Consider the following 26,375-nt stretch of genomic DNA (forward strand, 5'->3'; position numbering starts at 1 on the left):
GCTGGGCCAGTGATCAGCCCAATGCGTCCGAGCGCTTGAGGGACAGCAGGACCGTGCCGTCGGTGCGCAGCTCGTCGGAGACGATGCGGTGCCAGATAGCGATGTCTCCGACCCACGGAACGTGGACCTGGACGAGGATGTCGTCTCCGGGGACCCACGAGCCGACGGGCGCATTGGGGTGATCGCGGACTTCGAGCATCGGGATGTACAGGCCTTGTGTCCTGGCCTGGAGCTCTTGGTTTCCGCGGGCTCGCAGAGCGGCTTCACCGGTGGCCGCCTTCTCGGCGACGACGTGGACGCGGCGCAGTCGGCCGTCGGGCCGGCCCAGCTGGAGGCGGGGCATGGTGACGCCTTCGCCGCGGCCGAGGACGAGGATCTCGTTCGCGAAGTCCTCGCCGAGGGTTCGAGGTGTGGCGATGTTGCTGATGTTCTCGCCGTCGGCGAAGCGGAGGTCGGTGCGCTTGCGGCCCAGGCGCGGGGTGCCGAGGCGTAGGCGGTGCACGATGGTCGTGTTGTTGCCGTCGATGTCGGCCCAGGCGTGTTCTTCGAGGTAGTCGAAGCCGACCTGTTGGGCGATGGTGTCGATGCTGCTGCCGCAGTCTGGGGTGTCCCACCAGGCGAGTTCGTACGGGTCTGAGCCGTCTTCGGCACCGAGGAGAACCCCGGCCTGGTGCTGGTCGATCACCAGGCCGAGCCGCCCGTTGTCGTAGCTCTGGACGTGGTCCCAAATCTGGCGGACAGCGTCGTAGGCGTCGATGCGGGGTCCCCCGTAGGACGGGGGCGGGGGGCCGACCTGGATGGAACGCGGCGGGTCGGTGAAGTCCACGTACCCGTCGTGGTTCTTGTCGAGGCCCTCGTTGGGGTCGGGCGGGGTGATGCGCAGGCCGGACTGGATCAGGCCGAGGAACGGAAGTCCGTGCGGATACGAGGCGTAGCCGGCGCAGCGGATCATCCACTTGCCGTTGTCGGCGGAGGTGTTGACGATCAGTCCGCCGCCTCGGATCTGCCCATTGAGCTCGGCGAAGATCGCGGTGTCCCACTCCCGGAGGAGGGGTTCGCCGTCGGCTGCGATCAGCCGGGCGTACTCGGGCTCGACGTGGCCGCTCATCCCGCCTGGGCCGGACAGCTCCCGCACGGGGAACGAAGTCAGGGTCAGCGGGACGTCCCAGTCGAGGATCTGCCCTGTGAGGACGCGCAAGGCGATGAACCGCCAGTTCACCGCTATGCACCGTCCTGCGCGGCGGCTTCCCGGAACAGCACCCGGACCACGACCTGGGTGGTGCCGTTGACGTCCAGCCGGCCGGGGTCGAACGCTGCGGTCTGTACGTGAAGGGTCTGGGTTGTGCCGCGCCAGGCCGCGGGGACGGAGTAGGTGTCGGCCAAGAGCTTGTCGGCCCGCCGGAAGCCGGTGCCACCGTCGTCGTCCAACTCGCTGGTCGAGCCGGCGACGCCGCCCCACATGTGACGCATCCACACGTACACGTTGTTGACCGACAGCCGCATGCCCGAGAAGTTCGTGGTGACCGTCGCGGTGACGGCCCACTCGGGGATGTCGATGGCCCAGTTGGCGCGCTCGGGCCAGGCCTTCCACTGACTATCAGTCGTGTCGATGTACGAGTACTCGGGGTAGCCGATGATCGTGTAGGCGCGTTCCTCCGAGCGCGGCCGGGCGACCTTGCGTAGGTCCTTGATGTGGCCGGGCAGGACGCTCGAAGTGTTCGGCGGTAGGTCGATCCGGGCCAGGGTGATCGCCGAGTCGTTGGGGCGGATCTGTCGGATCGACGTCGTTCCGGCCGGCACCCCGGAGATGACCCTGGTGAAGATGTACGGGCCGGTGGCGGGAGTGGATGGCTGCGCCCAGGTCTCCCCGAGCAGGTACGGGTTCTCGACCCGGGCGACGATCAGATCAGAGCGGCCGGTCGGACCGGTGGGGGTGATGGGGATCTTGTCGATGGAGATCATGCGGCCGGCGTACGCCTCATACTGGGCCCCTGCGGCGCGGCTGAGGATGGAGCAGGCGCCGGTCAGGACCTCGACCTGCTGGCCAGGAGCAGCGAGCGCCCGTACGCGCAGGTCGTTGGGCCCGATGACGCCTTCGGCGCCGCCGACGCTGTTGTAGGCGAGCAGGCGAGCGATCTGCGCGGAGTGCTCAGCAGAGCCTTCGATGAACCACGGCACCGAGTCCCAGGACACGGGGGCCTCCTTCGGGGGTCAGTAGAAGCGGTGGGCGGGGCGCCAGGAGACGGTGGCGCGCGAGGTGCCGGTGTCGTCGGTGACGGAGTAGCGGACGTGCTGGAGGCCGGGAGGCAGGACCATGTCCTGCATTCGGGGGCTGGTCCTGGTGAGGGCGCCCGCGACGCTGGCGGTGCCGTTGCGCAGCATGGTGCGGGCCCAGGGGCGGGGGTCGATGGTGACCCACTCGCCTTCGCCGAGGACCAGGTCCAGGCCGATGGTCATCCGCTGTTCGAGGTCGCCGGCCTGAGTGCGGCCGGGGCCGAGGAAGGTCAAGGTCGGGTTCCGGCCGGGGCCGAAGACGGTAATCACGGGCCAGGTCGGAACGGTGCCGGTGACCGCCATCGCGCCGGGCGGTTGGGGCGGCGCCGGGACGCGCTGCGACAGGGCGGCCGTGAGGGGTGCCTTCAAGCCGCGGATCGGGGCCGGCGCCACGGTCGGGGTGGTCGATTCCTCGAGGTCGTCAAACCACAAAGTGCCCGTGGAGACAAAGGTCGCCACCATGCTGGTGCTGCCCTGGCGGGTGAACCTGGTGTTGGCCGGAGCGATGCGGCGGGGCCGGCCGTAGGTACGCCGGACTCGGCCGCCCTGGTTGGTGCGCAGTACCGCGACGGCGCCCATCCGGCGGCGGACGGCGGCAGCGTCCCAGGTCGCGAGCAGGGTGTCGACGGCGCCGAGGTTGGCGGTATGTCGGCCCGCCCGAGTGGGGCTGCTGGCAACGGTGTCCACGGCCAGCTCGAAGCTGATCGTCGTGGTGGCCGTGGTGTCCTGGCCGAAGCGAACGCCGTCCTGCAACGGGAGCGGGGCGTCCCCGAGAGTGCCGTCGACGTAGTCGATGGCTGGCTCGGACAGCAAGTAGATTCCGGTGGCGAGCGTGCCGAACGTCAGGTCGGCACCTGGGTGGGGGCCATCCCCGTCGTAGGCCAGGTGCCACTGGCCCTCACGCAACTCCGGCATGGACACCCCCCAGGCGGGTTCGGCGCAGTTGGAACATGACGCCGGTGAGGGCGTCGCCGCTGCTCTCGGTCTCTGGGCGGGTGATGATCAGGTCGCCGTTGACGAGGGCGGCCGGCTGGGCAGCCGCCGCGGCGGCGGCGCGCGCGCGGTGCTGGGTGGAGCTGCGGTAGAGGTCGGCGGGGGTGAGGCCGCCGGGCTGGCGCAGCGCGCCGGCGGCGTTGTAGACCACCTGGCCGCCGAACATCTCAGCCACGCGGTCGAGGATCTGCTCGGAGCGGCCTCGCTTGGCAGGGGACAGCGGGATGTAGGCCTCGCCGCCGGTTTCCGGCTCCGCCCACACGCGCCATTCGCCGGGGCGGGCGATCTGCGCGATGTGCCGTTCCGCGCCGTTTGCGAAGGCCTTCATTCGGGCGAGGATGCCGCCGTTGGCGAAGCGGAGGATGCCGCCGTCCGCTTCCGCTCGGTGCAGGCCGGCCGGGTAGTTGTACTGGACGTCTACGGAGACGGTCTTGCCCTTGAGGGCGTTGATGGCGCGCTGGATCAGGGAGACGGACCCTTCAACCTCGTTGCTCGGCGCGCTGATCTTGATCTGGTGGTCTGGCAGGCGTTCGACCTTGAAGCCGACCGCCTGTAGCTGGGAGATCGCCAGCTCCGAGGGTGCCTCGACGGTGATGCTCTTCTGTCCCGGTGTCGCGGTCAGCTTGTCCTGGATGGCCTGCATCTGGCCCATGGCCTTGAGCGTGGGCACGTCGACATCGAGCTTCTTGCCGGGTGGGATGGTCGCCAGGGCCTTCATCACGGAGTCGAGTTCGGCGTTCGCCGTCGCCGACGTGGTGGTGATCTGCACCTGGCCGTCGGGGAGAGTGACCACCGTGTAGCCGATCGACTGGAGCAGCTGCTGTGCCTCATTGGTCATCGCCTGGACGGTGATCTGCTTGGAGCCGGGAACCTTGGCGTACTCGCCCTGGACGCCGGCGAGCTGGGCGATGACGGAGTCGACGCCGGTGGCGGCAAGAAGGGTGGTCACCTTGTCGGGGACCAGGCCCATGGCGGCCGCCGCCTTCTCGGCCTGCTCCTTGCTCAGGCCGTACCCCATGGCCGCCTTGATCGCGGCGTCGTACAGTCGGCCCATCTCGGTCTTGGCCACTGCGATGGCTTCGGGAACGGTCTTCTTCTGGCTGATCGCCAGGTCGTACGCGGCCCGGGTGGAGTCGAGGGTGGCATCGCGGATCGACACCAGCGAGTTGTAGAGCTGGTGGCCGTTGTCGGTGGTGGTCTTCAACGAACCGTCGGCCTGGAGGAGCTCAGCACCCCAGCCCTTGAGGTACTCGTTGCTCTCCTTCAACGCGCCGTTGCGCTCGTCAATGGCGGACTTCGCGGCCTGCATCGCGGACAGCACCTGACCGTCTGCACGGGCCTGCGCGTCCTTGAACGACAGCGTGCCGCCGGCCAGCAGGTCGAGCGCGGACTTGAGCGCGTCGGTGCGCGCCGTGGCGTCGAGGGTCGCGTTGGAGTACTGGCCGACCAAGCCCTTCAACTTCTCGTAGACCAGGCCGGAGCGTTCGAGGCTGCCGGCTGCGGCTGCGGCCTCCTTGGTCTTTGCAGCCTCGGACTCCTGGACCTTCAGGAGCTCCTGGATCGCCTTGGCTGCTCGCTCGGCGTCGCCGGCCTTGGCCTTCAGCTCATCGGTCGGGTGCCCGCGGTAGGCCTTGAGTGCGGCTTCGGCTTGCTCGTTCATGGTCTTCGACAGCTCTTTGAGGCCGCCGTTGAGACCGAGGTAGCGGGTGGTCAGCTCCGGTAGGCCGACGTTGACCTTCGCCATGACGTCGAGGAGCTTCTGCTTGCCGTCCAGCACCTTTGTGTCCTGGAGGAGCTGTGCGGCGGTAGTGCGGACGTCGGTGGTAACCGCGCCGTGGGTGTCCCGGAGCGCGGTGGTGAGGTTCTGCTGCGCGCGGCGCTGGTCTGCGGCGGCCTGGGTGGCCCGCTGGTGGTAGTTGGCGAGCAGCCCGAGGCCGATGCCGAGGCCTGCGACGGCTAGGCCCATCGGCCCGCCCATGAAGTTGACCAGGCCTGTCATAGCGCCCTTGAGGCCCACCCTCATGGCACTGCCGACGCCGGTGACGCTGCTGGCGGCGTCGCCGGCCGCCGACCGCGTGTTGAGGAAGGCGCGGTTCATGGCGTCGACGGTGGGGATGGTCGACTGTAGCCGGGGCACGTTGGACTGGAGGGCAGAGACGGCGCCCCCGACGCGGCCGAGGGAGACACCGGCCTGTTCGGCGTGCCACTGCTGGAGGCGGATCTGCTCGTTCAGGCCGCGGAAGGTGCCGACGAGGCCGGTGGTGGTGCGGGTCAGCCCGGTGGCGTTCGCGTTCGCCGCGGTGAACATGCCCCCGATCCCCTGGGTGGCCTTGATGGCGAGCATCACTACGAGCAGGCCGCCGAGCGCGGTGGAGAGGCCAGGGACGGTGCGCAGGAGGACGGCCAGGATGTTGGCGAGGCCGGAGAAGACGGCCAGTACCGGGCCAAAGGCGGAGGCGCCTGAGGCGAGTCGGCCAATGATCTCGGCGACGTTGGACAGGGCACCGACCACGTGCGGGCCAAGGCTGCCGAGTCCGGTGATCAGGGCGCCGATCGCGGGGACGAGCTGGGTGCGGACCTGCGAGACCAGGGAGGTGATTCCGCCGTCGGCGCCGAGCTTGGCGAGACCTCGGGCGAGGTCACCGACCAGGCCGATCATCTCGCGGGCGCCGGGCAGCGCCTGGTCGAAGTAGTCCTTCATCTTCGACTTGCCGGCGTCGGAGTGCGTCCACTTGTCGAACCGGTCGAGTGTTTTCTCCATCCCGGCGAGCAGCGAGTTCCCTGAGTCGCGCCCAGCGGTGAACACCCCGCCCAGCCCCTTGCCCAGACTGCGGACCGACCGGCCGAAGGAGGACGCCACGTCGGCGCCCTCGTTCATCGCACGGTTGAGAGAGCCGTTCTCGCGTGCGGCGGAGGCCGCGTTGCGGGCCCACTGGGCACCGCGACGCGTCGCTTCGGCCAGGCGCTCAACGAACGGCCCGGAGGAGACCAGGACGTCTTCGGTGGCGTGCCCTACCTCGCCGAGGGCCAGGCTCATCGTGCCCAGCACGCGAGAGTTGGAGCGGACGATCGCAGCGGCGTCGGCCCTGAACACGGGGGTCTGCATCCAGCGGGCGGCGCTGGTGGCGAAGCGGTCGCCAACACCGGCGACGCCGTCGAGCTGATCGCGGACCAGCGGCAGCAGCGTGTTGCCCAGAGGAGTGAGCTCGCGGGAGATCCGCGAGAAGAAGCGTTCCTGCGCGTCGAGCTTGATCTTCTTCCAGGCGTCCTGGAAGCCGAGGACCGCAGTGATGCTGTCCCGGGCGGACGGCGCGACGCCGGCGATGGCCGCGTTCATCTTGGCGAACTCGGCGGCGCTCATGGTCGTGCCGTCGCGCACCGACGCGATCTTCTGCGCGAGGCCCTGCGCTGCTGTGCCGACGCCGCCGAACAGCACCTTGGTACTCAGCAGGCCCGCACCGAGTGCGACCAGGATGCCCGGCAGCGCGCCGAGGGTGTTGACCGCGGGCAGAGCCGAGCCGACCATGGCCGTCAGACCTGCGCCGAGCTGGGCGAGCGCGCCGACGGCCGGCTGGACCAGGGCGAGGATCGCCCCGAGGAACATCGTGCGGCCGGGCAGCTTGAACGGGATGCTGACCCCGCCGCCCTGGGCGACGTCGTCACCGGCTTCTGCAACCCGGCGGCGGACCGCGTCGACCAGGGTACTGCGGTCGATGTCGGGGCGGATCCGGACAGCGCTGCTGGAGTCACCGGCAGCCGCGGTGACGACGCGCTGGAGCTCCTGACGGAAGTGGTCTTCGTCAGGAGTGGCACGCACCTGCGCGCGTACGCGGGAGGCCGCGTTCGCTACCGCGCCTTCGAGCTTGCCCCGCAGGTCGTCCTGGTCGACGTCGACCTTGACGGTGGCGGTGACGCCCTTGGCGGCCGTCTTGACGATGGCCTTGAGCCGCTTGCGCAGACCTTCACCGTCGAGCTCGATGCCGATCTTGGCCGTGACGCCGGCAGCGGCTGCGTCCACCTTGTCGCGGAGGTCGCGGGCGAAGCCGGCGGCAGAGGCCTCGATCTCGAGCAGCAGACGGCCAGCGAGGTGCCCCTCAGCCATGCTGGATCCGTCCTCTCTGCGTCGCGGCGGCGAGCATCTTCTGGAACCCGGACGGGCCGCGGCGTCGGGGTGCGCTGGTCAGGCTGTTGGGGCGGGGGATGGTGAGGGGCTCCTTGAACCGGTGGTCCGAAGCGAGGACGGAGACGACCTCGACAATCTGGGCCAGCAGCTCCTCTTGAAAGCCCCACCAGACGGCCTGGCCGAGCGGGCGACGGGTGCGGGCCTGCTCGGGGAGCCCGTCTACCAGGACGATCAGCCGGCGGACTCCGAGGAAGTGGGGATCTCCGGGGCGCCGCCAGGCGTCGCGGGCGTCTCGCCCGTGGTGGCGGGAGAGGTCGTATTCGAGGTCGTCCCACCGCTGTTGGGCGAGGCGGGCGACCCGAAGAGCTTTCCCAGTTCCACCCCATAGGCCTTGGCCAGGGCCTTGGTGAGCCGGACGTAGTCGGGGATGCTCGGCTTCTTCGCGATGAACCGCTCGTACTGGTCGGCGCCGAGCAACAGGAGGTAGACGTCCCGCATCGCGGCGAGGAAGGTCCGGGGGAGGTGCGGGCGGGTCAGGAGCAGGTCCACGATGCCGCCGGCCACGTTGCTGTTGCCCTCGTCGGTGATCACCTGCGCGGCGATCCCCATCAGATCCAAATTGTTGGCCAGCAGCGGATCGAGTGCGTCGAGCGGCAGCTCGGCCGGGAAGAGGAACGTTTCTCCACCGAAGAGAGCCGGGATCCCATCGGGGTAGGTGACCTCGCGGCGCGGCGCGTCAAGGTCGATCAGCGGGGGTGGGGTCGTCACAGCGGAAGGCCTTCCAGTAGTTGGTGGGCGGGACCGTCGCACACGGGCGGGGCTTGTGGCGCGTGCTGCCGAACTACGGGGCCATGCTGAAAGCCGGGTCGTTGGTGAGCAGGTACCAGGCGTCCGAGTCGTCGCCGCCCAGCACACCCAGGCGCAGCGGAAGCTTGCTCGCGGCGCCCTTCTGGAGGTCGTTGGCGACACCCTCGAGCTGCATGACGCGGGGGCAGACGAAGCGGTAGGACTTGCCGCCGTCGATGACCTCCACGATCGCGGCGACCTCGGTGCGGCCGCCGATTCGCGGGGGAACGAACTTGTAGTGCTTGGGTCCGGCGCCCCCGCCGGCCGGGGTGATCTCGGTGATCGTGCCGCCGCCGTAGACCGCGACGAAGTTCGGGCCCGACCACTGCTCAAGGTCGACTTCGATCGTTGCGGAGTCGCTGGTCTGGAACCGGCGGACCGGGAAGTCGCTCTGCGCGCTCTTGAGCTCCTCGAACGACGGCTCCTCGTTGAACTTGAGGCTGTCCTCGGTGGTGTGGCCGACGCTGCGCCAGCCGGCCGCGAGCGCCACGGTGGCGTCGGCCGGCGCCGCGGTGCCGGTCGGCGCGAGGTAGACGAAGGTCCGGCTCGGGATGACGGTTTCTGCGGCGTTGGTCTTCGCTGGTGTGCTCATGGAGTCCTCTGCTCGGTGGGGTTCTGCCGAGCGGGGACAGTGACGGCTTGGTGGTGCTTGTGTCGCGCCCTCAGTCGACCCGGGGGTGCAGTACGACCTCGAAGGTGGCGCTGTACCGGTAGCTGCCGACGGTGAGTTCGGTGAGCGCCAGCGGGCCGGTGGGGGTGACGCGGCTGACAACCGGGCTGTCGGGTGGGCCGTCCTGATCCGGCATCTGCGCCAGGGCGCCGGCGGCGATCAGGGTGAGGCGGCGCAGTTCGGCCGAGCCTGGCCAGCCGGTGGGGTCGCCGATCACCTCCAGCAGAACTTCGGTGGCGGTGTCCCAGCGGAGCGCGCGGAGGTTCCCCCCAGGGCCGGCCGTGACGCGCAGGCGGGGCCAGGGCGCTTCGACCAGGCCGGAGACGTGGTTGGGCCCGCCGAATGCCGCCGTCACGTCGGGGTGCTGCTTGAGGTGGGCGAGCGAGGCCGCCACCGGGTCGGCGGCGGCCACTGCCAAGAGGTGCTTCGGGTCGGTCATCAGCGGCGGGTTCGGGCCACGTAGCCGTTGGTGCGCAGCTGGCGGGCGTAGTCAGGGGAGACGAGGAGGTCGGTGCCGGGCAGGTAGTCGGCACGGTCGATCGCCAGGTGGTGGGCAAGGCGGATCGGCTCGGCCTCCTGGCCGTGCTGGAGCGGCGGGCCCACGAACGGGGGGCCAGCCGCGGGGGCGGCCGGCTCGGTGGTGGTGGGGGTCTTGGAGGTGGTGTTGGTTGCCATGACGGTGCACCTTGCAGGGCCGTCCGGCTTGTGTCGCGCCCTCAGTACTGGGCAGCGACAGTCCGGGCCGCGCGGGCCATGAAGTGCAGGCCCGCCGCGACGAGGCCACCCGGGTAGACGTCGCCGAGTTCGGCCTGGACAACGAGGTCGCCCTCGCAGACCACGGTCACCTTCACCGTGTTGCCCGCGATGACCGGCAGCCGGGCGTTGATGCCCCGGGCCACCCCCTTCGGATCCGTGGCGACCTGGCAGCGGCAGTTCTTGAGGTTGGCGACCGCTCGGCTGCTCTGGTCCCGGGGCGCCTTCATGTAGGTGAAGGCACCAACTCCGCGGTGCCGCCGGTCCCAGTCCATGGACGGCACGGCGAAGCGCAGGTTGTTGGGGACGGTCTGCCCTTCCGCCTGGACGTGGGTGTGCCGGACCCGGTTGTCCGCGACGGTCACCCATCGCTTGGTAGGCGGGGCCAGGCGGCGGGCCTCCGCGACGACCTTCTCCCCGACACGGCGGACTTCCGGGGCGACCAGGGACGCCACCAACGCCTCCAGGCCGGGGACGGGGATGAACTTGGCCATCACGGCACCTCGGGCGGATCGAGCGTGGCGGTGACCGCGATGTAGTCCGCGGCGGTGTGGCCCGCCACGGCGCACAGCCGGGCGGTGTCGACGGTCCACGACTCGTTGGTGGTCGCGACGATCCGATCCCCGACACGAAGTGGCCACAGCGTCGGGTCGACGCGCAGCGACCATGTGCCGTCCTGCTGCTTGATCGCCGATCCGGGCAGCGGCCGGCTGTTCCCGGCGGGAACAGATCCGGGCGCCGGGGCGATGGGGGTGCCGTGGGCGTCGCGCGGCCAGGGGTGCGGGCTGACGTGCGCGGTGAACTGGCGATTCGCCAGGATCACCGCCATCAGTACCGTCCCCCGGCCGGCCACGGGGCGATCGGCGGCCGCGGACGGACGTACACCGGCGGCTGCCGGTATCCGTCGAGCGACAGCAGGGTCGGCAGTGAGCCAGCCTGGCCGGGCCCCGGGGCGCCGTCGTAGCTGATCGACTGGCCTTCCGCAGACAAGGACGACACCCGACGGTCCCCGTCCGCGCCCGGGGTGTTGCGGCACGCTTCGGCGGCGTGCGCCACGATGTACCGCCTGATCGGGCGCTCGGCTGCGCCGTCCAGGCCGACGCGAAGCTGTACGTCGTAGGTGCCGTCCGATCGGACCGTTAGGCCCTCGATGGTGAAGTCGTCGTCCGGCCCGCAGTGGGCCCACGCCTTCCAGGTAGTCAGGTCGACCCCCGGTGCAGGGCGTGCGCCGGCAAGGGTGACCAGCTGCGGGATCAGCGGACGTGCCAAGTACGCCTCGACGTCCGACTGGGCGTCCTCGATCGCGGTACGGAGATCGTCCCGTTGCGTCTCGGTGAGGGGTAGCGGGATGCGGAGCTTGTCGGCCACCTCCTCGGGAGCAGCGACCAGACCGGCGCCGGTCGGGAGGTCGATGCGGATCGCGTGGTCGATGGCCGGCGGGGCCCCGGCTGACGGGATGTAGTGGACTGCTCCCCAGTACCGGCCCGGAGGCAGGGTGTCCGGGATGTCGAACCGGTAGGTGCCGGGCCGCAGAGGTAGCGCGGCCGGGAGGGTGACGACGGTTGCGGAACTCGGCTCGGGTTCGGCCCGCAGTGTCAGCGTGGTGACGCTGCCACCAGCGCCGCCCAGGTCGTACGTCGCGCCGGCTCGTCGGGCCTGCCAGTCGAGCGTGGACAACCTGCCCCCTAGGTGGTGATCGCATTGCGGACGTCGGCCTGGTCATTGAGCCGCTGCATGATGCTGGCCGCGGAATCACCGCTGAGGTGAGCTCCACGGGCGGCGAGCAGCTTGGTCATGGTCCGGCCGTGGTGGTCTGCGGTGTGCTCCACCAGGCGCAGCAGGCTGATCTGCGTGGTGCCGTGAGCGGTGACCTTCTCGAAGATGGCGTCGAGGTCGGTGGGAGGCCGGCCCGTGGCCGAGTCGATGATCAGGCCGGCGAGCGTGGCGGGGATGGCGTCGGCAACGGGTACGCGGTCCGGTGCGGCCGGGGGTTCGGTGGGCTCGCCGGTGGGCGGCTCCAGGGGGGCCGCTGTCGGGAGGGGGGTGGAAGCGGGGGCCATCTCGGGGGCGGGAGCCACCTCGTCGGCCGGGCTGTTCCCGGCAGGAACAGCGTCGGCGACGGCCTTGCGAGAGCGGGAGGAAGTGGTCACGGGTGTCCTTCACCAGGTCTTCGGCAGTTGGTGAGGGCAGAGTGACGGGCGCCGGCCGTTGTGTCGCGTTCTGGCCCGCCACCCTGCCGTTGCCGGTTAGGAGTAGGTGAAGGCGCCGACCTTGGTCACCGGGCCGGCGTCGTCGGTCAGCACGATGTCGACGGCGCCAGCCGCCTTCGCGGGGGTGGTGACCTTGATGACGGTGTCGGAGACGACCGTGAGCGCGGTGCCCGCGGTGCCGCCGAAGGTGACGGCGCTGACTCCGTCGAGGTTGGTGCCGGTGATCGTGACGACGGTGCCACCCGCGGCCGCCCCCGTGGACGGCAGGACCGAGGAGACGGTGGCCGCCGGGAAGAGCTTGGCGATCTGCGACTCCTTGATGGTCGCGCCCGCCCGAAACGCGATGGTGCGGATCGAGCCTTCCGGCTTCCGATCGCCTTCGCTGCTGCGGCGAGTGCTGTAGACGTCGGCGGTGACGGTCATGGTGCGGTCCGCCACCGGGGTGGCGGGGAAAGCGGCCTTGGTGATCCGGGCGCCGGCGGCGGTGTAGAGACCCACAGACGAGTCCTCCTTGATCGAGTTGCTGATCTGGCCTGCGGATCGTGCAGGTGCGCAGCTGCTACCGTCGCCCGCTCACAGCGACAGTGAGTCCTCGTAGGGGCAGCCGGTCAGGGGGGTCTCTGGCGCCAGCGCCTCCCACTCGGCGAAGCTCATCTCCATCTCCGGGATCCGGAGACCCTCCTCGATCAACTGCCGGATCTGCCAGTCCCGGACGGTAGGACTCGACGTCGTGATCTTGAAGGCAGGCCGCTCTCCTGGTCCCCACTTCGCCCGTACCCGGGCGAAAACGGCCGCCGCCTCAGCGTTCGGCACCGGCGCAACGTAGCGCTGCTGCTCGGCCTGGGGCTCAGCGAGGTTCTCGGTGAGCAGCCGGCTGAGCCCAGTACGGAGGTAGCCGACCGGGTTCGTCGGACGCCACCGGAAGCCCTGATCATCCGTGCCCCACACGGTCTCCCACGCCCACAGCTCGGATCCGATTTCAGCCTCGTCCCAACCGAGGTCGATCAGCGGCCGTAGCGTGAACGCCAGGGTCCTGAGCGGGATCCGCTGTGTCCAGGACGCTCGAAGCCGGACCTGGCCAGCAATCCGGATGTCCTCCCGCAGCTGAGCAATCGGGCGCCCGGTGCTCCGCCGGACAGCGCGACGACGTGGGGAGTTTTCCACAGGGCGAGATTCGTTCGACTGCGGCTCTGCCGTGTCTTGATTGATCTCTCTCACGGAAGGTGAAGCAGAGTGGGTGGTTGATGCCCGGAGGGAAGGGGTGCAATTGATCTTGGAAATCGGCTTCCGCGTTGCGACGACGCGGGCGTTATCCACAGCCCGCTGGCGCCCCTCCGGGGTGACGCCGATGACCCGTGTTCCGTAGTACCCGACGCCCTCCAGGCGACGCCCCATCGCCTCGTCCCACACCGCCGGCACGCACATCGCGTACACCGTGCCGGTAGCCGCGTAGCCGCCCTCCCCATCCCGCTGGCTGTTCTTCAACGAGCCGCGGACCAGCCAGGCCAGCGCGCCGAGTTCCCGCAGAACTCGAATGTGGTCAGCGAGTCGACGCGGCTTCAACCCCACCCGCTCGGCCATGGTGTCGCGGCTGTAGAGCACCTGCCCACGCCAGCCGACACGCGCCGCCAGGTCTTCGGCGACCCGGATCGTCGTGGTGCCGGCCTTCGGATGCAGGCCGGCACCGACCGCCCAGCGGACATACCGCACGAACTCGCCAGCGTCGGTCATGACACGCGAGGCAGTGGTGTTGACGTCCTGGTCAGCCTGAGAACAAATCAGGTCAAAAGTGATCTCTCGGGCAGGGGGGAGCTCAATCTCAGGGGTGACATATCGGATCCGGGGCCGACGCGCCACCCTGCGGGGGTGGCAAGTTGCGCGGGCATGCTGCATCATGGTCCTGCCTGCCCGGCTGATTCCGGGCATGACGAAGCCCCCTTGGGGCTGCTGCTGGGAGGCAGTGAAGCTACCGACTTGTACTCGGTAGTACGTTCGGCTCGTCAGACGGGGTGGAGCCCGAAAGACGGCCCGGAAGGCACGAAGCGCCGGAGGAGCAACCCGGCGACACGGCCACCGCGCGGACGCGCTTACCTCATGGCCAACCCCTCAACACCAGCCAGAACAGCCACAGCTGTCCGGCCCCAACGTGAAGAACCCCCAGCCGCGCTCATCGCGCCAGGCCGGGGGAAGCCAAGGGTGCGGGCTGTCGCCCGACTCAACTCATCGAAGGACCCGCCGATCCCTGCCCACGCCCGCGCATCGCGGGGGGCAACGTGAGTCCGGCCAACCGGACGCGGGGGGAAATGGGTACGCTGCGGCACAGCGAGACCCTCCTTCGGTAGGAACGTGGTCTCCGCCAGCCGATCGCACCCATGCCAGATGACTCCCACGTCTCCGGGCAAGGTGGCTAAGGGCCGGTGTCGAATCTGCGGGCATACCGGTTGCTCGGCCGGGCGCCCGCGACGCTTCGGCTGATCCTAGCCTTACCAGGCCGGATCACATACACACCGGGTCCAACTCGAAGCTGACCGTGTCGAAGTAGGACAGTCGTACCGGACGCGCTGGGGCCGGGTGGAGGCGCTGTGCTCGTCTCCACCCGGCCCCTCCTGACACGGGGTTACGCCCAGGTGCCGACCACGAAGCTCTCCGGCCGGGCGACCTCCAGAGCGACGCGCTCGTCGGCGCGGATCGAGATCAGGCCGTTCTCGAAGTTGAGACCGTTCTCCGAGGACACGGTGACGCTGACCGCCTCACGGTCGTACAGCTGCGCGCCGTTGCCGAAGGCACCGACGAGGAACTGCTCGTCGGCCATGGCGGTCGTGTCCACGACCCCGAGACGCCAGACCTTCTTCTCCGCGCCGACCGCGACCTGGACGGCGATCCGGAACGCGCCGGTGTCGTCCGTCTCGAGCTCGAGCTCCTCCCAGAGGTTCGGGCTGATGACCAGGCCGGACATCTCGTACTCGGCCAGCACACCCTTGGTGATGGCCCGGCGGACCTGCACGGACCGCTTGTCGGAAGCCACCGCGGCGTACTCCTGGACACCGGGGACGTTGAACAGGCCGGTGAGCTTCTCGCCGTCGCCGGTGCTGTGCAGGAGGTCGAAGTCTTCCCTGTACTTCACGCCCTCGACCATCCGCGTGTTGATGAAGGTCTTGAGGCGGGGCTCGTCGCTCAGGATGTTCTTGTGGGCGTGCAGGACGTGGGCGATTTCGGCGACCGGGTACATCACCGGGACGAAGTCGAGGCGGGACTCCGGCGCCCGACCCCACTGGTCGCTCGGCAGGCCGGCCGCCGGCGACGAGCCGTCAGCGGCGGTGCGCTGACGCACCTGCGCCGCGTTGTTCGTCCAGCCGACCTCCCGGACGCCGTACAGCACCGCGGCCTTGGTCGTCGCCTTCGGGAACAGGTCGCGGATCCTCGACTTGCGCCGGGCCATGTCGGTGATGCCCAGGTTCTGCGCACCGCCGAAGGTGTTGTGGGTGACCTGCCCGGCGGACAGTGCCCAGATCGACTTGCCCTCCATGCTGGCTCGGATCGCGGCGTCGCCCTCGAACCTGCGGTCGCGGGCCCGCTCGTAGCCATCGCTCTCCACGAAGAGGTCACCGAGGCTCTTCACCTCGGTGCCCTGCGGAGAGCCGTAGAACTGGCCGGCCGCCGACGGGGACTCCGGGGCCTGGAGGAAGGAGTCGATGTCGTCCGCGGCCTTCCGCGCGTCGATCAGCGCCTTGAGCTCCTGCGCCTCCTGGATGACCTTCCGGTATGAGTTGTTCTGCTCGGTCGAGATGGTGAACCGGCCCTTCTCGTCCACCTGGAAGGTGTCCGAGATCCTGCGGGCTTCGGTCTGCCGAGCGGCCAGCTCGGCGGTGAGGGTCTTGAGGGGGATGGTCTCAGTGGTCACGGGTGCGCCTTCCAAGGTGCTGGTGGATGAGTTGGGCGTGCGTCGCTCGCCCGGCCAGCACCGGGACGACCCGAACGTCGGGGGTCAGTGGAAGGCATCGGAGGTGTTAACGTCGCGTGCTCCCCACCCCGAAGAGGCAGAGAGCACGGGATCAGGCGGCGGTCAGGGCCTTGAGCTGCTCCTCCACCTCGTCGCGGTCGAGCGTGACCGACCCCCCATCACCGCTGTCGTCCTCCTCCTGCTCCTGGTCGACCGCCTTGGGCTGCTGGGGCAACGCCGGCGGGTCACCCTCGTCCTCCCACTCCTCTTCCTCGTCCTCCAGCTCGTCGTACGGGTCACCCTCATCAACCGCGCTGGGCGGCGCGGCGCCGACGCCCGGGGCCCCGGCGATGTGCATCCCCTTCTTGGCCAAGGTGTTGAGCAGCTGCGTCACCGCCGGCCGCAGGAGCTCGAGCTCGGACGGCTCCGCCCCGGACACGGCCAAGGCGGAGGTCGCGTCGACCAGGTGCTCGACGGCCGGCTCGACGTGGCGCACGACCCGGGCGTCGTCCTCGGGGGCCTCTGTCTCCTCGCTCCCGGCGGCCGGAACGGCGATGACGGCGACTTCAACCTGCTGCGGCGGGCCGAGCACCACGTCCTCGCCCTGCCAGCTGTAGGGCACGGAGTACGACTCAGGCCGGGAATCCCCAGCACCGGACACCGTCACGATCACGCGATCGGGGAACGTCGACTCCACGCACACGTACCCCACGTCCGGCACCGGCCCGTCACCGGCATCCGGCTGGAACAGGACGCGAACGGCATCAGCAACGCCTCGGCGCTGCTCCTCGTAGGAACCGGGCAGCGAGTCCAACATCGTCTTCTCCTCGATCGGCAGGGCCGGGCGCAGCAGGGCTTTGGCCTCGGTCACGGCCTGGTGGGCGCTCTTGAACTCGACCAGCCGACCGCGTGCACGGTCGACGGCCTGGTGGGCGCTCTTGAACTCCGGCACCGGCGCAGCAGTCGGTGGAAGCGGTTCCGCCGCCGCAGTGACCGGGGTTGGTGCGGCGGTGAGAGGGACCGGGGTCCGGTCGTCGCCGACCACCACCCACACGGTGTCGAAGGACACCGCGGCCGCCGGCACCGGGCCCCGGCCCTCGAGCCCGTACCCAAGGGTGATGTGCGGGGTGAAACCGTGGTCCGTACGGAGGTCAGCGCCAAACTCGGATGCTGACAGCGCGTCGGCAATCCGTTCGCGAAGGGCCGTGAGCCCGGGAACATCGACGGGCACCCATACCGGCTCGCCGTCACCGCCGTCCGGGAACCGGCCGATCCCGCCGACTTCTCCCTCCAGCGGCCCGGCGGAGTCGGCGGTGCTGCGGACGAGCTCGGCCAGGGCGGCCGGTGTGCCGCTCAAGGCCTCGGCCGGCCCGAGATAGGCGAGCGTGAGGTGCAGATCGGAGGCCGGAGTGCCCTGCGGATCGGCGAGATTCTCGGCCAGGTCGCCGGGCGGATAGAGCGCGACCATCACCCCGGTGCCGGCCATCGGCTCAGCGAACGGCCGATCCGGCGTCGCCTTGTACTCCAGCGCGAGGGCTGCGGAAGCCGGGTTGCCCTTCACCTCCAACGACATGGTCAACGGGTGCGCGCCGTGCAGGACCGGGCTGACCTCGTACAGGTCGAGTTTGTGAATGATCCGCACCCCGGACCGCTTGGTAGCGCCGCCCTTCGGGACCACGTAGCCGATGCTCCACTGCGCGCCGCCGCCCTCCTCGTGCCACTGCTTGACCTGATGGAAGACGTCGCGGCCGCGCGCGGTCCGCATGTTGAAGGCGACCCTCGCCACCAGGGCGCCGGCCTGCGCCGGCCACGGGTCGCCCATCGGCGTCGTCTTGGGAAGCCGCGGGTCGCCGGGCATCCACTCCTCGACCTGGCGGCAAGCCCCGATGGGGTCTTTCCACTCGTGGCTGAACACGGGCTTCACCGGGCGCTTGCGCAGCGTCTCCTGAAAGGCGCCCGGCAGGATCAGGTCTTGGACTTCGTCTTCCACACCGGTGACGGCGCAGATCGCTGTGCTGATCCCCTGGGGTGGGGCACCAGCACGAGAGCGGGGAGGCGGCACGGGCGGTCCTTCGGTGGCCGGGACATGTCGCGCCGACCGTGCTGCCTGACGACCCCTAGTGTCGCGTGGTGGCCGCCTCCTCGAAGCCGCTCACCCACCACCGCCGCAGCCAGCGAGTCGTGAGGTCACCGTCCTCCGAGTGCGGGCAGTTCTCGACCTTCTGGCCGGCCAGAGCCGCCGCCGCGCCCTCCTCCGCAGCGCCGAGCGCGGCCTGACGAGACAGTCCCTGGTTCTCCTCCAACGTCGTCCCCTTCTACTTGAAGCCGTCGAGCGTGAGCGGACCCAGGTCCCCGGTCGTCCCCTCTTCCTGGTCCGGCGGGGTGGGCTCCTTCTCCTCCTCCGGTTCAGCCGGGCCATCGGCGCCGGACGGCGTCATCTTCGCATCGTCAACGTCGATGGCCCAGGCATCGGGATCCGAGTATCGCCACACCTGGCCCGTGCCGTCCCGGACCCACCCGGTAAGGGTGCCGTCGTCGGCCCGCTCCAGCCACGCCTGCTCGTCGGCCTGGCCGCCGAACACCGCGGTCACGGCCGGGTCGTCCGGCTGGGTCTCATCCCCTTCGTCGTAGGGGTCGCCCGCCCACGGGCGCGCATCATCCTCCGGCGCGGCTGGCGCAGCCTCCGGATCTGGCTCCGGAGGCTGCGGCTCAGACGCGGCGGACGGATCGACGGGGGACGCCTTGATGGCGATTCGGTACTTCACGGAGCGGAGCTTGCCCCCCGAGGTCGTTAGCGTCGCCCTGTCTCCGTCAGTAGACCCGGCCGGCGACGTGCCGCTCCGGGGCAGGAAGGTCACCCTCCAGCTCCAGGATCTCCGTCCGGTCCTGGAGCAGAGCCACCACCGACCGCACGTCCGCACCGTCCACCGGCACGGCACGGGCGGTGGGGTGCGGGCGCACCAACTCCCCGCCTGCCCGCTCGACCATCACCGCCACCAGCTTCGAGCCGACGACGGGCCGTGCCGGGTCGCCCGTCACCTGCACCTCGTACAGCTGACCGTCAGGGAAGGCCCCCTGAACCCGCACCGTGCTCATCCGCTGCTCTTCTCTCGTTGTCACGGGCGTCGCCGCCCGAGGGTGCCCAGCATGCCGAGCAGGAACTGCCGAAGGTCGTCATCCAGGTACCAGCTCCCGGAGAACAAGCCCTCCAGGCCGGTCGGCAGGATCTCCCAAGACCGGCCGTCCGCCGGCTCGGCGCCGGTGAACAGGTGCTCCCAACCGCCCGGCCGCGCGGTGGCCGCCGGACTGTGGCCAGCCGCTGGGAAGCGCCGGGCCAGACGGGTCTGAGGGGTCCGCTGCCGCGCGCCGATCCGCCCCGTCGACGTACGCACGAAGTGGTACGCCTCCTCGGCAGCCGCGACCTCCGGCACCGCCCGCTGAAGGTGATGTGCGAGACCGTGCAGCGCCACCCCGATCGGATCGGCGTCCGGGTCCGCGGTGACCACCACGCGCCCGGTGCCCGGGTCGTAGGACTCGCGGTTGCCTACGGCGCCGGCGACCGGGCCGGCGGCCGCCAGCCAGTCCGCCGGGAAGAACCGCTCGGCCAGGCGCAGCGCGTCAGCTCCTGCACCCCGACCGTGGATTTCGAGCGCCGCCCCTGGCTGGGAGCCCATCGGCCGGATCTGCGACAGGGCCTGCGCCGCCGCGTCGGCCAGTGCCGCAGCGTAGGAGGCCTCCACCCGCCGTGCCTCCAACCGGGCCTGCTGCGCCTCCATTCGGGCGCCGGCCTCCTCCACGGCTGCATCCGCATCGCCAGCGCGAGCAGCTGCAATCACGCGGTCGGCACGTCGACCAGCGGACTGCTCGTACGCGCGGGCCGCCGTGACGGTGGCCCGCGGGTCCACACCGAGCTCCGGAGCGGCTTGGGCGATTCGCGCGGAGACGTCGGAGTCCAGCGCCTCGCCGGCCCCACGGACCGCCGCCAGGTGACGCATCGCGGCGGGGCCCGGCCCGCCGTCGACCGACCTGTCGCGGACCCACTGCGTGCCCTCGGCCATCTCCGGCAGTCGCCCAGCCTCCAGGTCGCGGACCCGGGCTCGCCGCCACGCGCGCACCTGCCGCTGCTCCTGCCCGAACCGGCCGGGCTCCGGGATCAGCGTCGCCCAGTGCTCGAAACGCGCCACTGCATTCGCGCCTTCGCCTGGTCCCTCGACGGCCGCAGCAGCCTCCTCGCGGAGCTGCTGCGACTCCGGCCACAGGCGGATACGCCGGACCAGCCGTTCGCGGAACCGCCGCAGGCGCTCGTCCCGCTCGGCCCAGACCTCCTTGAGCTTGCGCAGCATCGCCTTGAGGATCTCCGCCACCCGCTTGGCGATCCGGACCAGCGCGGCCATGATCCGGGCGAACAACCCCGGCCGGCCAGCGGTCGGATCGACCCCGGTCTCGCTGGTGATGGCGTCGATGATCTCCTGGGCAACTGCCTCACGATTGCTGGCCAGCGCGGCCAGCGCCTCGCTCACGATCTCGTCCGCCCGGTCCGCAGTCAGCGAGCCGGCGGCGACCGCCTCCTCCGCGTGCCGCAGAGCCTCGGCGATGCTCGTGTCCACGTGCGAGGCCACAGCGCGATCGGCCCGGCGCCGCACCCGGCCGATGCGCGGGAGCACGATCGACGGGCGACGCCCGGCCGGAGCCGTCCCGCGGCCCGCGCCCGCACCCGCGCCGGTCGACGGGGTGCTCGCTCGCGGGGAAGCGTACGGCCGGCTGATCGCGGTCCGAGCGATCTTGTCGACGTCCAGCACGTCGGGAATCCGGCGCAGCAGAGCCGCCGCCCGCTTCGCCGTGTCCTCCTCCGTCTCCCCATCCAGGGCCTCCAGGTCGTTCAGCGTGCGCAGCGCCGCACGGACCGCCGCCTCGCGCGCCTTCTTAGCGGCCGCCTTCCCGGCCTGCTCGACCTGGTGACGTTCGGCGTCCGGCAGGCCCGCCGCATCGAGGGCCTGAGCCGCGGCGTAGGCGGCTCGGCGTTCCGCGTTGCGCGTGGCCTCCGGGGTGAGCCGCTCGGCGACCGCCTGGCGCAGGGCGTGGATGGTGCCCGGCTCTGCGCCTTCGACCGCGGTCTCGATGACGGCGTTGACGATCCCCCAGGCGTGGGCCGCCACCAGGGCGGTGCCGGCCTGGGCCTGGTCCGTGTCGTGCGCCGGCACGCTGCCTGCGCTCGGCGCCGAGCCGGACCTGTTCCCGGCGGGAACAGAATCCGGCGTGACCGCTTCGGCCGGGAGGGACGGCAGGATGACCCGGCGCATGTTGGCGGGATCGGGCAGTTGCCACACCCCTGCGCCGGACGGCAGCACGTGGGACGTCTGCTCGCCCGCAGCGTCCTCCGTCGTCACCACCTGGGTGCCGACCGGGCCGGGACGAACGTCGGTGACCGTCACCACCTCCGCGTCGTCGCCGTCGGGAAGGGCCACGACGTCGCCGGGCGCCAGCTCCGAGGCGGTGCCGGGAACGGGACGCTCGGGCGCCGTGCTGGTGCTTTCCTGGCCTGTGGCTTCCCGAAGGTGGCGTGCCGCGCGACCGGCCACCCGGCCGTCCGCGTCGGTGCCGGCATGCGCATCCAGGACATCGGCCACCGCAGCGGCCTGGTCCTCGGAGACCGGCATGCCTGCCGTCAGCCGGGCCGCGCCCTGTTCTGCCTCCGGCTCGTCGGCGGCGCCGAGAGCGAGGTCCCCGATGCGGTCTCGCTCGGCGGGGGAGAGCTGCGGATCGACCTGATCGCCACTGATCGGCTCCAGCGCCACCGGCGGGGCCTCGACCCGAGTCTCGTCAATCGAGGTCCGGGCATCCCGGGCGCTGAACTCCGACGCGTCACCGACAGCGGTGGAGGGGCGCTCGAGAACCATCGCCCGGTCCATCTCGACCATGCCCGGGGCGCCTCCGTCCACCTCCTCGTACTCCACCGCGACACGGTCCCCGTCCCGCTCGGCTGACGTGACACGGATCAGGGTCGGCCGGCCGCCGTCGTCCAGCAGGACGACATCGCCGTCCTTGAGGTCTTCGGCGGTGACACCCTGGAGCTCGACCGCAGCGGCGCCACCGCGGGTACCGCCCTGGCGCTCGGCGACTCGCAGCGAGGGAGCGTCGCGCTCCGTCGGACCCTCGGGAGTCATCAGCGAGACCGAATCGCCGTCGACCCCGTCCACCACGCCGAGCGGCCGTCCACTCTCACGATCGACGGCAACCTGCCCCGGCTCCACTCGGCGCCCGTCGAGCGTCCACCCGGACGGTCGGGCCGCCCCGGCGTCGGTGACACGCACGGTCGACGGGGAGACGACTTCCTCCTCCCGGTCGCCGGACCACCGGACGGAGGCCGTCAGGGAGGTCACGCCGGTGATCAGCCCTTCGTTGCCGGACCCGTCCGCGACGATCCCGCCGGGGAACAGCGCGCTGCCGTCGTTGTCCGTCGGGTACTGCCCGTCGAGTCGTCCCGTCAGGGCCTCCACCTGGGCGCCGGTGAGCGGAGCACCTTCGGGCACGGCGTCGTCAGCGTGGGCAGCTCGGGCGACCTGGGCGTCCCGGGTGACGACGACCAGGTGCCGCTTCCCCTCGGTGCCGCTCGGGGACTCCCCGATGGCGAGGCGCAGCGCCTTCACGCGCCGGCCATCGCGGGTCACGGTGACGAACTCCGGCGCGGCGAGGACGAAGCCGGACCGGGTGACTGCGCGGCCCCGGCGGTCGGTGCCCTCGACGTGGGCGACATCGCCAGGCAGCAGGTCCACGGCGCGCGCCCACTCGGCGGGCCGGCCACCGATCGGCGCGGGCGGCGTCTGAACGTCCTCCTGCGCCAGGTCCGAGATGAACGTCGGCAGCTGGTAATCCGGGTCGTAACCCGGCTCATCCCGCCGGGGCCGGCGAGCCGCGTACACGCTGTCGCGGTCGCTGAGGTTGTCCGGGAAGCGCGGGTTGCGCACTGGGCCGGTGACGCCGTCTCCCAGTCGGCGGAACACGGCCTCGCTCAGCTGGCCGTCCTCGCCCACCCTCCCGGTGATCTCTACGAACTGGGTCATGTCGACCCGCGGGTAGTTGTCGTCGTAGGGGCCACCCGGCTCCAGGGAACGAGGCTGCCACTCGGCGTCCGTCTCGTACTGGTACTGGTGGTGGCCGGAGCCCTGGTTCGGCTCATTGCGCCAGAACTGGACCTCGAACCGAACCACGTCGCCAGGACGCAGGTCCGGGTCCGGGTGGCGGAGAGAGTGGGTGAAGCCCTCGGTGCTCACCTCGTCCTGCCAGTGCCGAGCGGCAGTGACGGTGTTGGTGGCCATACGGTCCTGCTCGCGCAGCGACTGGCTGGCGACACCTGGCAGTGAGGCGTGAGCGTGCAGCATGGCCTGGGACAGAGTCCGGCCGTCGGCGTCCCGCCACGTCGATTCCTCGCCGGTGAAGCTCGGGTCATCCCACGGGACGGGCTGGCCGTGCTCATCGCGGATCGCCTCGAAGGCGTTCGCCACGGCGCGGGCCTTCTCCTTGGATGTGGCCCGGGTGTACGGGTTCAACGAGGTTTCACCAGAGCCCGTGAAGTAGACCCGCCACTGCGTGCGGCCGTTCGCCTCCCGGTGCCCGACGTAGGCCAGGCCTCCGCCGTCGGACAAGGCCAGCTCGGGGTCAGTGCTGATACTTCGAAGGAGCGCGGCCCGATGCCAGGCGTTCCACTGCTCCTCGGTGTGGCCTTCGCCTGGGCGCTCCCCTTCGGGGTAGCCCGATTCGGCGAAGAGCTGATCGGCCGCCGCGGTGAAGTGCTCGCGCACGTCGTCCACGGTCTGGAAGCGGCGCCCCGAAGGCGTGTTCCCGGCGGGAACAACCTCATCGGCACTGGCGGGCGACGAGACGTCAGCCGCCTCGTTCGAGGCGTTGACGCGGTCGGTGGCGGCCGGCGTGGGCTCCTCCGGCCGGTTGAGGTCTCGGTCTCGTGCCCGGTCGGCCTGCCGCTGCTTGATCCAGGTGGTCAGGGAGAGCGGGAAGCCGTGGCGGGCCATCAACGGCTGAAGGTCGTCATTCGCGAAACGGCCCAGGTCGCCGACAGTGCGGCCGTAGGCGTTGTTGCGGACGATCATCTCGGCGGTGATGCCGAGCGCTTCTCCTTCGCGGGTCACACCGGTGCCGCCGCGCAGCGCCAGGTCAGGATCTCCGGAGCCTGCCGCGTCGCCGTAGGCCCGACCGTGGAGATCGGCAAGGACAGCTTCGACCCACTGCTCGTAGCTCTCTGTGTCCTGCTCGGCCAGAGTCACCGCGCGACGAAGCGCGGGACGTACCGCGTCCCGGTCGGCGACGTTGTCCAGCCCGGTACCGGCCGCGTCGTCCGACTCAGGCCGGGGCAGCCCGAACGCCGCATCCATGACCCGCTGCTCGGCAGCCCGGTCGGCGTCAGTTGCCGGCGGGGTGTCCGTCAGACCAGCCGCGCGCAGCTTAGCCTCGATGTCGTCCCGGCGGTCCATCTCCCGCATGATCTGATCCACCGTCGCGGGGTCGTCCGCCAAGGCGCGCTGGAGCGCCGCCTCAAGTTCGCCGTCCGGCAGGGCAGAGAGATCACCCAGGGCAGCCGGCTCGCTGCCCGGACGGTCAGCGTCGCGGATCGCGCGCATCGCCTCGGCAAGGCCACGACCTTCCGAGTCCTCCCAGGTCCTGATGGTGGCCAACGGATCGGGATCGCTCCAGGGGAAGGGGCGACCGTTAGCGTCCTTGATCGCCGCTTCGTACTGGTCGGCGATTCGGCGGGCATCCTCCACCGTCCCCGCGACCTCGGAGATCAGGGGATCGGCCATGGCCACGCCCATGTCGGCCTGAGCGATCCGCCAGTGCTCGCCTCCGTCCTCCGACCACAGCACGAGATTGCCGCCGGTGGACGTCGTCAGCGTCGGGTTCTTCGCCAGCTCACGCAGGAACTTGCGGTGGCGCGGGTCGTCCAGCAGGCCCGGAAGGGGCTTACGGCTGCGGTAGCGCTTGCGCAGTGCCTCGACCCGATCGCCTCCGCCAGAGGGGATAGGCGAGCGGGGCACGTCCACGAGGCCGCTGTCCGGGTCGGACGGGAGAGCCACTGGCAACTCCATGCCGTCGGGCAGAGGGATTCCCGCGAGCGGGAGCCCCGGGCCATCCGGGCCCTCCAGGTTGACGCCATCCCGATCCCGTCGCCGACGTCGGCGACGGCGCTTCTCCTCCTCTTCCTCCTTCTCGCGCTCGTCGTCACGCCCACGTCCGTCGGCCTCATCGTCGCGCTGCTCCCCGTCGGGCTGGTCACGCTCGTCGTCCCGCTGCTCATCGTCCTGACGCCCGTCAGCCTCATCAGAACGGTCCGTTCGCTCCGCAGGGAGCTCGGAGTCGTCCCTCGAGCGGCCGGCCTCGGCCTGATCATCGTCATCCTGAGCCCGGCGGAAGCGGTGATCCGTGCGGTGATACAGGGTCCGGCCGTCCCGCGTACGGACCTTCACCGATCCGCGGCCGACCGTCTCCGCCGTGTCGACCTCGGCCACACTGCCGTCGTCGGTGATGTACCGGTCGCCCGGCTTCAGCCGGTCGGCGCGCAGCCGGGACTCACGACCCTCGGCGTCCGCGAACAGGTCCGGAGTGCCGAACTCATCGGCCACCTGGTCCTGCGGTTGTGCGGCCAGCAGCGCGTCCGCGCCGAAGAGCCCGCGGTCCTCCCCGTCGGCCTCCTCGCGCTGCATGTCGGCCCACGTTCCGCCGGGCCCGCTCGGCGCGGCGCCGGCCGCAGCCTTGCGGCGGTTGTCCTGCTCGGCGAGGAGTGCGGTCGCGCGTGCGGCCCGGGTGTCGTCCTCCTCTTCACCCAATCGCGGCTCGAGGTCGGCCAGCTCCTGGGCGATCTCCTCGTTGCTCAGCTGGGCCGGCGGCTTCGGGGTGGAGGCCTCGCGCTTCCTGCGCTCGGCGGTGATCGCGTCCAGCTGGGCCTGAGCATGCGGCCGGGCGGGGTGCTCCTGGCCAAGGCGTTCCAGACGCGCCCGCGCGGCCTCCTCGTCACGCGCCAGCCCCTGCTCGGACGAGCCCTTGAACCTGCTCAGGTCGAAGGAGTAGTCGCTGTCGTGCGACATCCCGTGCCACTGCGCCCACCGCTCAGCACCCGGATCGTCCAGGCGGTGCAGAAGCCATGACCGAGTGCGGTCGGACCGGGTGGTACCGTCCGGCAACGTCCAGTCGATGGCCGCGTACTCGATCGGCTTGCCGTCGGAGCTGTCCATGTAGACCCGGGTGACCCGGCCATGATCGCGGGAGCCGTCAACGCGCTCCTGCCAGACGCCGGCACCAGGCTCCACCCAGCCGCCGGACAGCACTTCGCGGGCGGTCTTGCCGTACTCGGGCAGTTTGTCGCCCATCTTGCGCTTCGGCTTCTTGAACGGCGCGGGGGGCTTCTGCTGAGACGCCGGTGCGCCGCCATCGTCGGCCGCGTTGTTCCCGTCGGGAACAACCTGCGGGTCGGGATCCGGCTCGACGTCGTTGGCCGTGGCCGGCTCGTCGTTCGGGGTGATGGACTCGAGGTCTGCCGCGACCTGATCCGGGGCGATG

General features: G+C 70.7%; 20 protein-coding genes. All 20 read right to left on the reverse strand.

Annotation, left to right across the window (positions count from 1 at the left end; genetic code table 11):
- Positions 1-13: 13 nt before the first annotated feature.
- The 20 genes from ACIP82_RS29825 to ACIP82_RS29920 all read right to left on the reverse strand — a co-directional run bounded on the left by ACIP82_RS29825 (position 14) and on the right by ACIP82_RS29920 (position 26,185).
- The gene (locus tag ACIP82_RS29825; RefSeq protein WP_400657878.1) at positions 14-1,219 is read right to left on the reverse strand and encodes a hypothetical protein; all 1,206 of its coding nucleotides are present in this window, start codon (positions 1,217-1,219) and stop codon (positions 14-16) included.
- 2 nt (positions 1,220-1,221) lie between these two features.
- Positions 1,222-2,193 carry a hypothetical protein gene (locus ACIP82_RS29830; RefSeq protein ID WP_400657880.1) on the reverse strand — a complete coding sequence of 324 codons (972 nt, stop codon included), beginning with the start codon at positions 2,191-2,193 and terminating at the stop codon, positions 1,222-1,224.
- Positions 2,194-2,211: 18 nt separating this feature from the next.
- Entirely contained in the window at positions 2,212-3,189 is a 978-nt protein-coding gene (locus tag ACIP82_RS29835) for a hypothetical protein (protein WP_400657882.1), read from the reverse strand.
- Positions 3,173-7,369, reverse strand: coding sequence for a hypothetical protein (locus ACIP82_RS29840; protein WP_400657884.1), 4,197 nt, complete (start codon positions 7,367-7,369; stop codon positions 3,173-3,175). Before ACIP82_RS29840 ends, ACIP82_RS29835 begins: the two co-directional genes overlap by 17 nt.
- Positions 7,370-7,621: 252 nt before the next feature.
- A complete protein-coding gene (locus tag ACIP82_RS29845) occupies positions 7,622-8,158 on the reverse strand; it encodes a hypothetical protein (RefSeq protein ID WP_400657886.1) in 537 nt (178 codons plus the stop codon).
- 73 nt (positions 8,159-8,231) lie between these two features.
- Positions 8,232-8,828: a hypothetical protein gene (locus ACIP82_RS29850; RefSeq protein WP_400657888.1), complete on the reverse strand. Its 597-nt coding sequence runs from the start codon at positions 8,826-8,828 to the stop codon at positions 8,232-8,234.
- 70 nt (positions 8,829-8,898) lie between these two features.
- Positions 8,899-9,345: a hypothetical protein gene (locus ACIP82_RS29855; protein ID WP_400657890.1), complete on the reverse strand. Its 447-nt coding sequence runs from the start codon at positions 9,343-9,345 to the stop codon at positions 8,899-8,901.
- Positions 9,345-9,581, reverse strand: a complete 237-nt coding sequence (locus ACIP82_RS29860; RefSeq protein WP_400657892.1) for a hypothetical protein — start codon at positions 9,579-9,581, stop codon at positions 9,345-9,347. The genes ACIP82_RS29855 and ACIP82_RS29860 overlap by 1 nt, the downstream gene beginning before the upstream one ends.
- A gap of 41 nt (positions 9,582-9,622) precedes the next feature.
- Positions 9,623-10,153: a hypothetical protein gene (locus tag ACIP82_RS29865; protein WP_400657895.1), complete on the reverse strand. Its 531-nt coding sequence runs from the start codon at positions 10,151-10,153 to the stop codon at positions 9,623-9,625.
- Positions 10,153-10,488, reverse strand: a complete 336-nt coding sequence (locus ACIP82_RS29870) for a hypothetical protein (RefSeq protein ID WP_400657898.1) — start codon at positions 10,486-10,488, stop codon at positions 10,153-10,155. The genes ACIP82_RS29865 and ACIP82_RS29870 overlap by 1 nt, the downstream gene beginning before the upstream one ends.
- On the reverse strand, positions 10,488-11,336 hold the full coding sequence (locus ACIP82_RS29875; RefSeq protein ID WP_400657900.1) for a hypothetical protein: 849 nt from the start codon (positions 11,334-11,336) through the stop codon (positions 10,488-10,490). Before ACIP82_RS29875 ends, ACIP82_RS29870 begins: the two co-directional genes overlap by 1 nt.
- A gap of 8 nt (positions 11,337-11,344) precedes the next feature.
- Positions 11,345-11,809 (reverse strand): hypothetical protein, encoded by a 465-nt coding sequence (locus tag ACIP82_RS29880; protein ID WP_400657903.1) that lies wholly within the window; start codon positions 11,807-11,809, stop codon positions 11,345-11,347.
- 96 nt (positions 11,810-11,905) lie between these two features.
- Positions 11,906-12,367 (reverse strand): IPT/TIG domain-containing protein, encoded by a 462-nt coding sequence (locus ACIP82_RS29885; protein ID WP_400657905.1) that lies wholly within the window; start codon positions 12,365-12,367, stop codon positions 11,906-11,908.
- A gap of 75 nt (positions 12,368-12,442) precedes the next feature.
- Positions 12,443-13,600, reverse strand: coding sequence for a hypothetical protein (locus tag ACIP82_RS29890; RefSeq protein ID WP_400657907.1), 1,158 nt, complete (start codon positions 13,598-13,600; stop codon positions 12,443-12,445).
- Between the two features lie 886 nt (positions 13,601-14,486).
- A complete protein-coding gene (locus tag ACIP82_RS29895) occupies positions 14,487-15,770 on the reverse strand; it encodes a phage major capsid protein (RefSeq protein ID WP_400657909.1) in 1,284 nt (427 codons plus the stop codon).
- 151 nt (positions 15,771-15,921) lie between these two features.
- The gene (locus tag ACIP82_RS29900; RefSeq protein ID WP_400657911.1) at positions 15,922-17,871 is read right to left on the reverse strand and encodes a 2'-5' RNA ligase family protein; all 1,950 of its coding nucleotides are present in this window, start codon (positions 17,869-17,871) and stop codon (positions 15,922-15,924) included.
- A gap of 55 nt (positions 17,872-17,926) precedes the next feature.
- Complete coding sequence (locus tag ACIP82_RS29905) at positions 17,927-18,112, reverse strand: Rmf/CrpP family protein (RefSeq protein WP_400657912.1); 186 nt, start codon at positions 18,110-18,112, stop codon at positions 17,927-17,929.
- A gap of 12 nt (positions 18,113-18,124) precedes the next feature.
- Entirely contained in the window at positions 18,125-18,574 is a 450-nt protein-coding gene (locus ACIP82_RS29910) for a hypothetical protein (RefSeq protein WP_400657914.1), read from the reverse strand.
- A gap of 46 nt (positions 18,575-18,620) precedes the next feature.
- The gene (locus tag ACIP82_RS29915; RefSeq protein ID WP_400657916.1) at positions 18,621-18,905 is read right to left on the reverse strand and encodes a hypothetical protein; all 285 of its coding nucleotides are present in this window, start codon (positions 18,903-18,905) and stop codon (positions 18,621-18,623) included.
- Between the two features lie 20 nt (positions 18,906-18,925).
- Entirely contained in the window at positions 18,926-26,185 is a 7,260-nt protein-coding gene (locus ACIP82_RS29920) for a hypothetical protein (protein WP_400657918.1), read from the reverse strand.
- Positions 26,186-26,375 lie beyond the last annotated feature (190 nt).

This window comes from Kitasatospora sp. NPDC088548 (assembly GCF_044753005.1).
In the GTDB taxonomy this organism is placed as follows: domain Bacteria; phylum Actinomycetota; class Actinomycetes; order Streptomycetales; family Streptomycetaceae; genus Kitasatospora.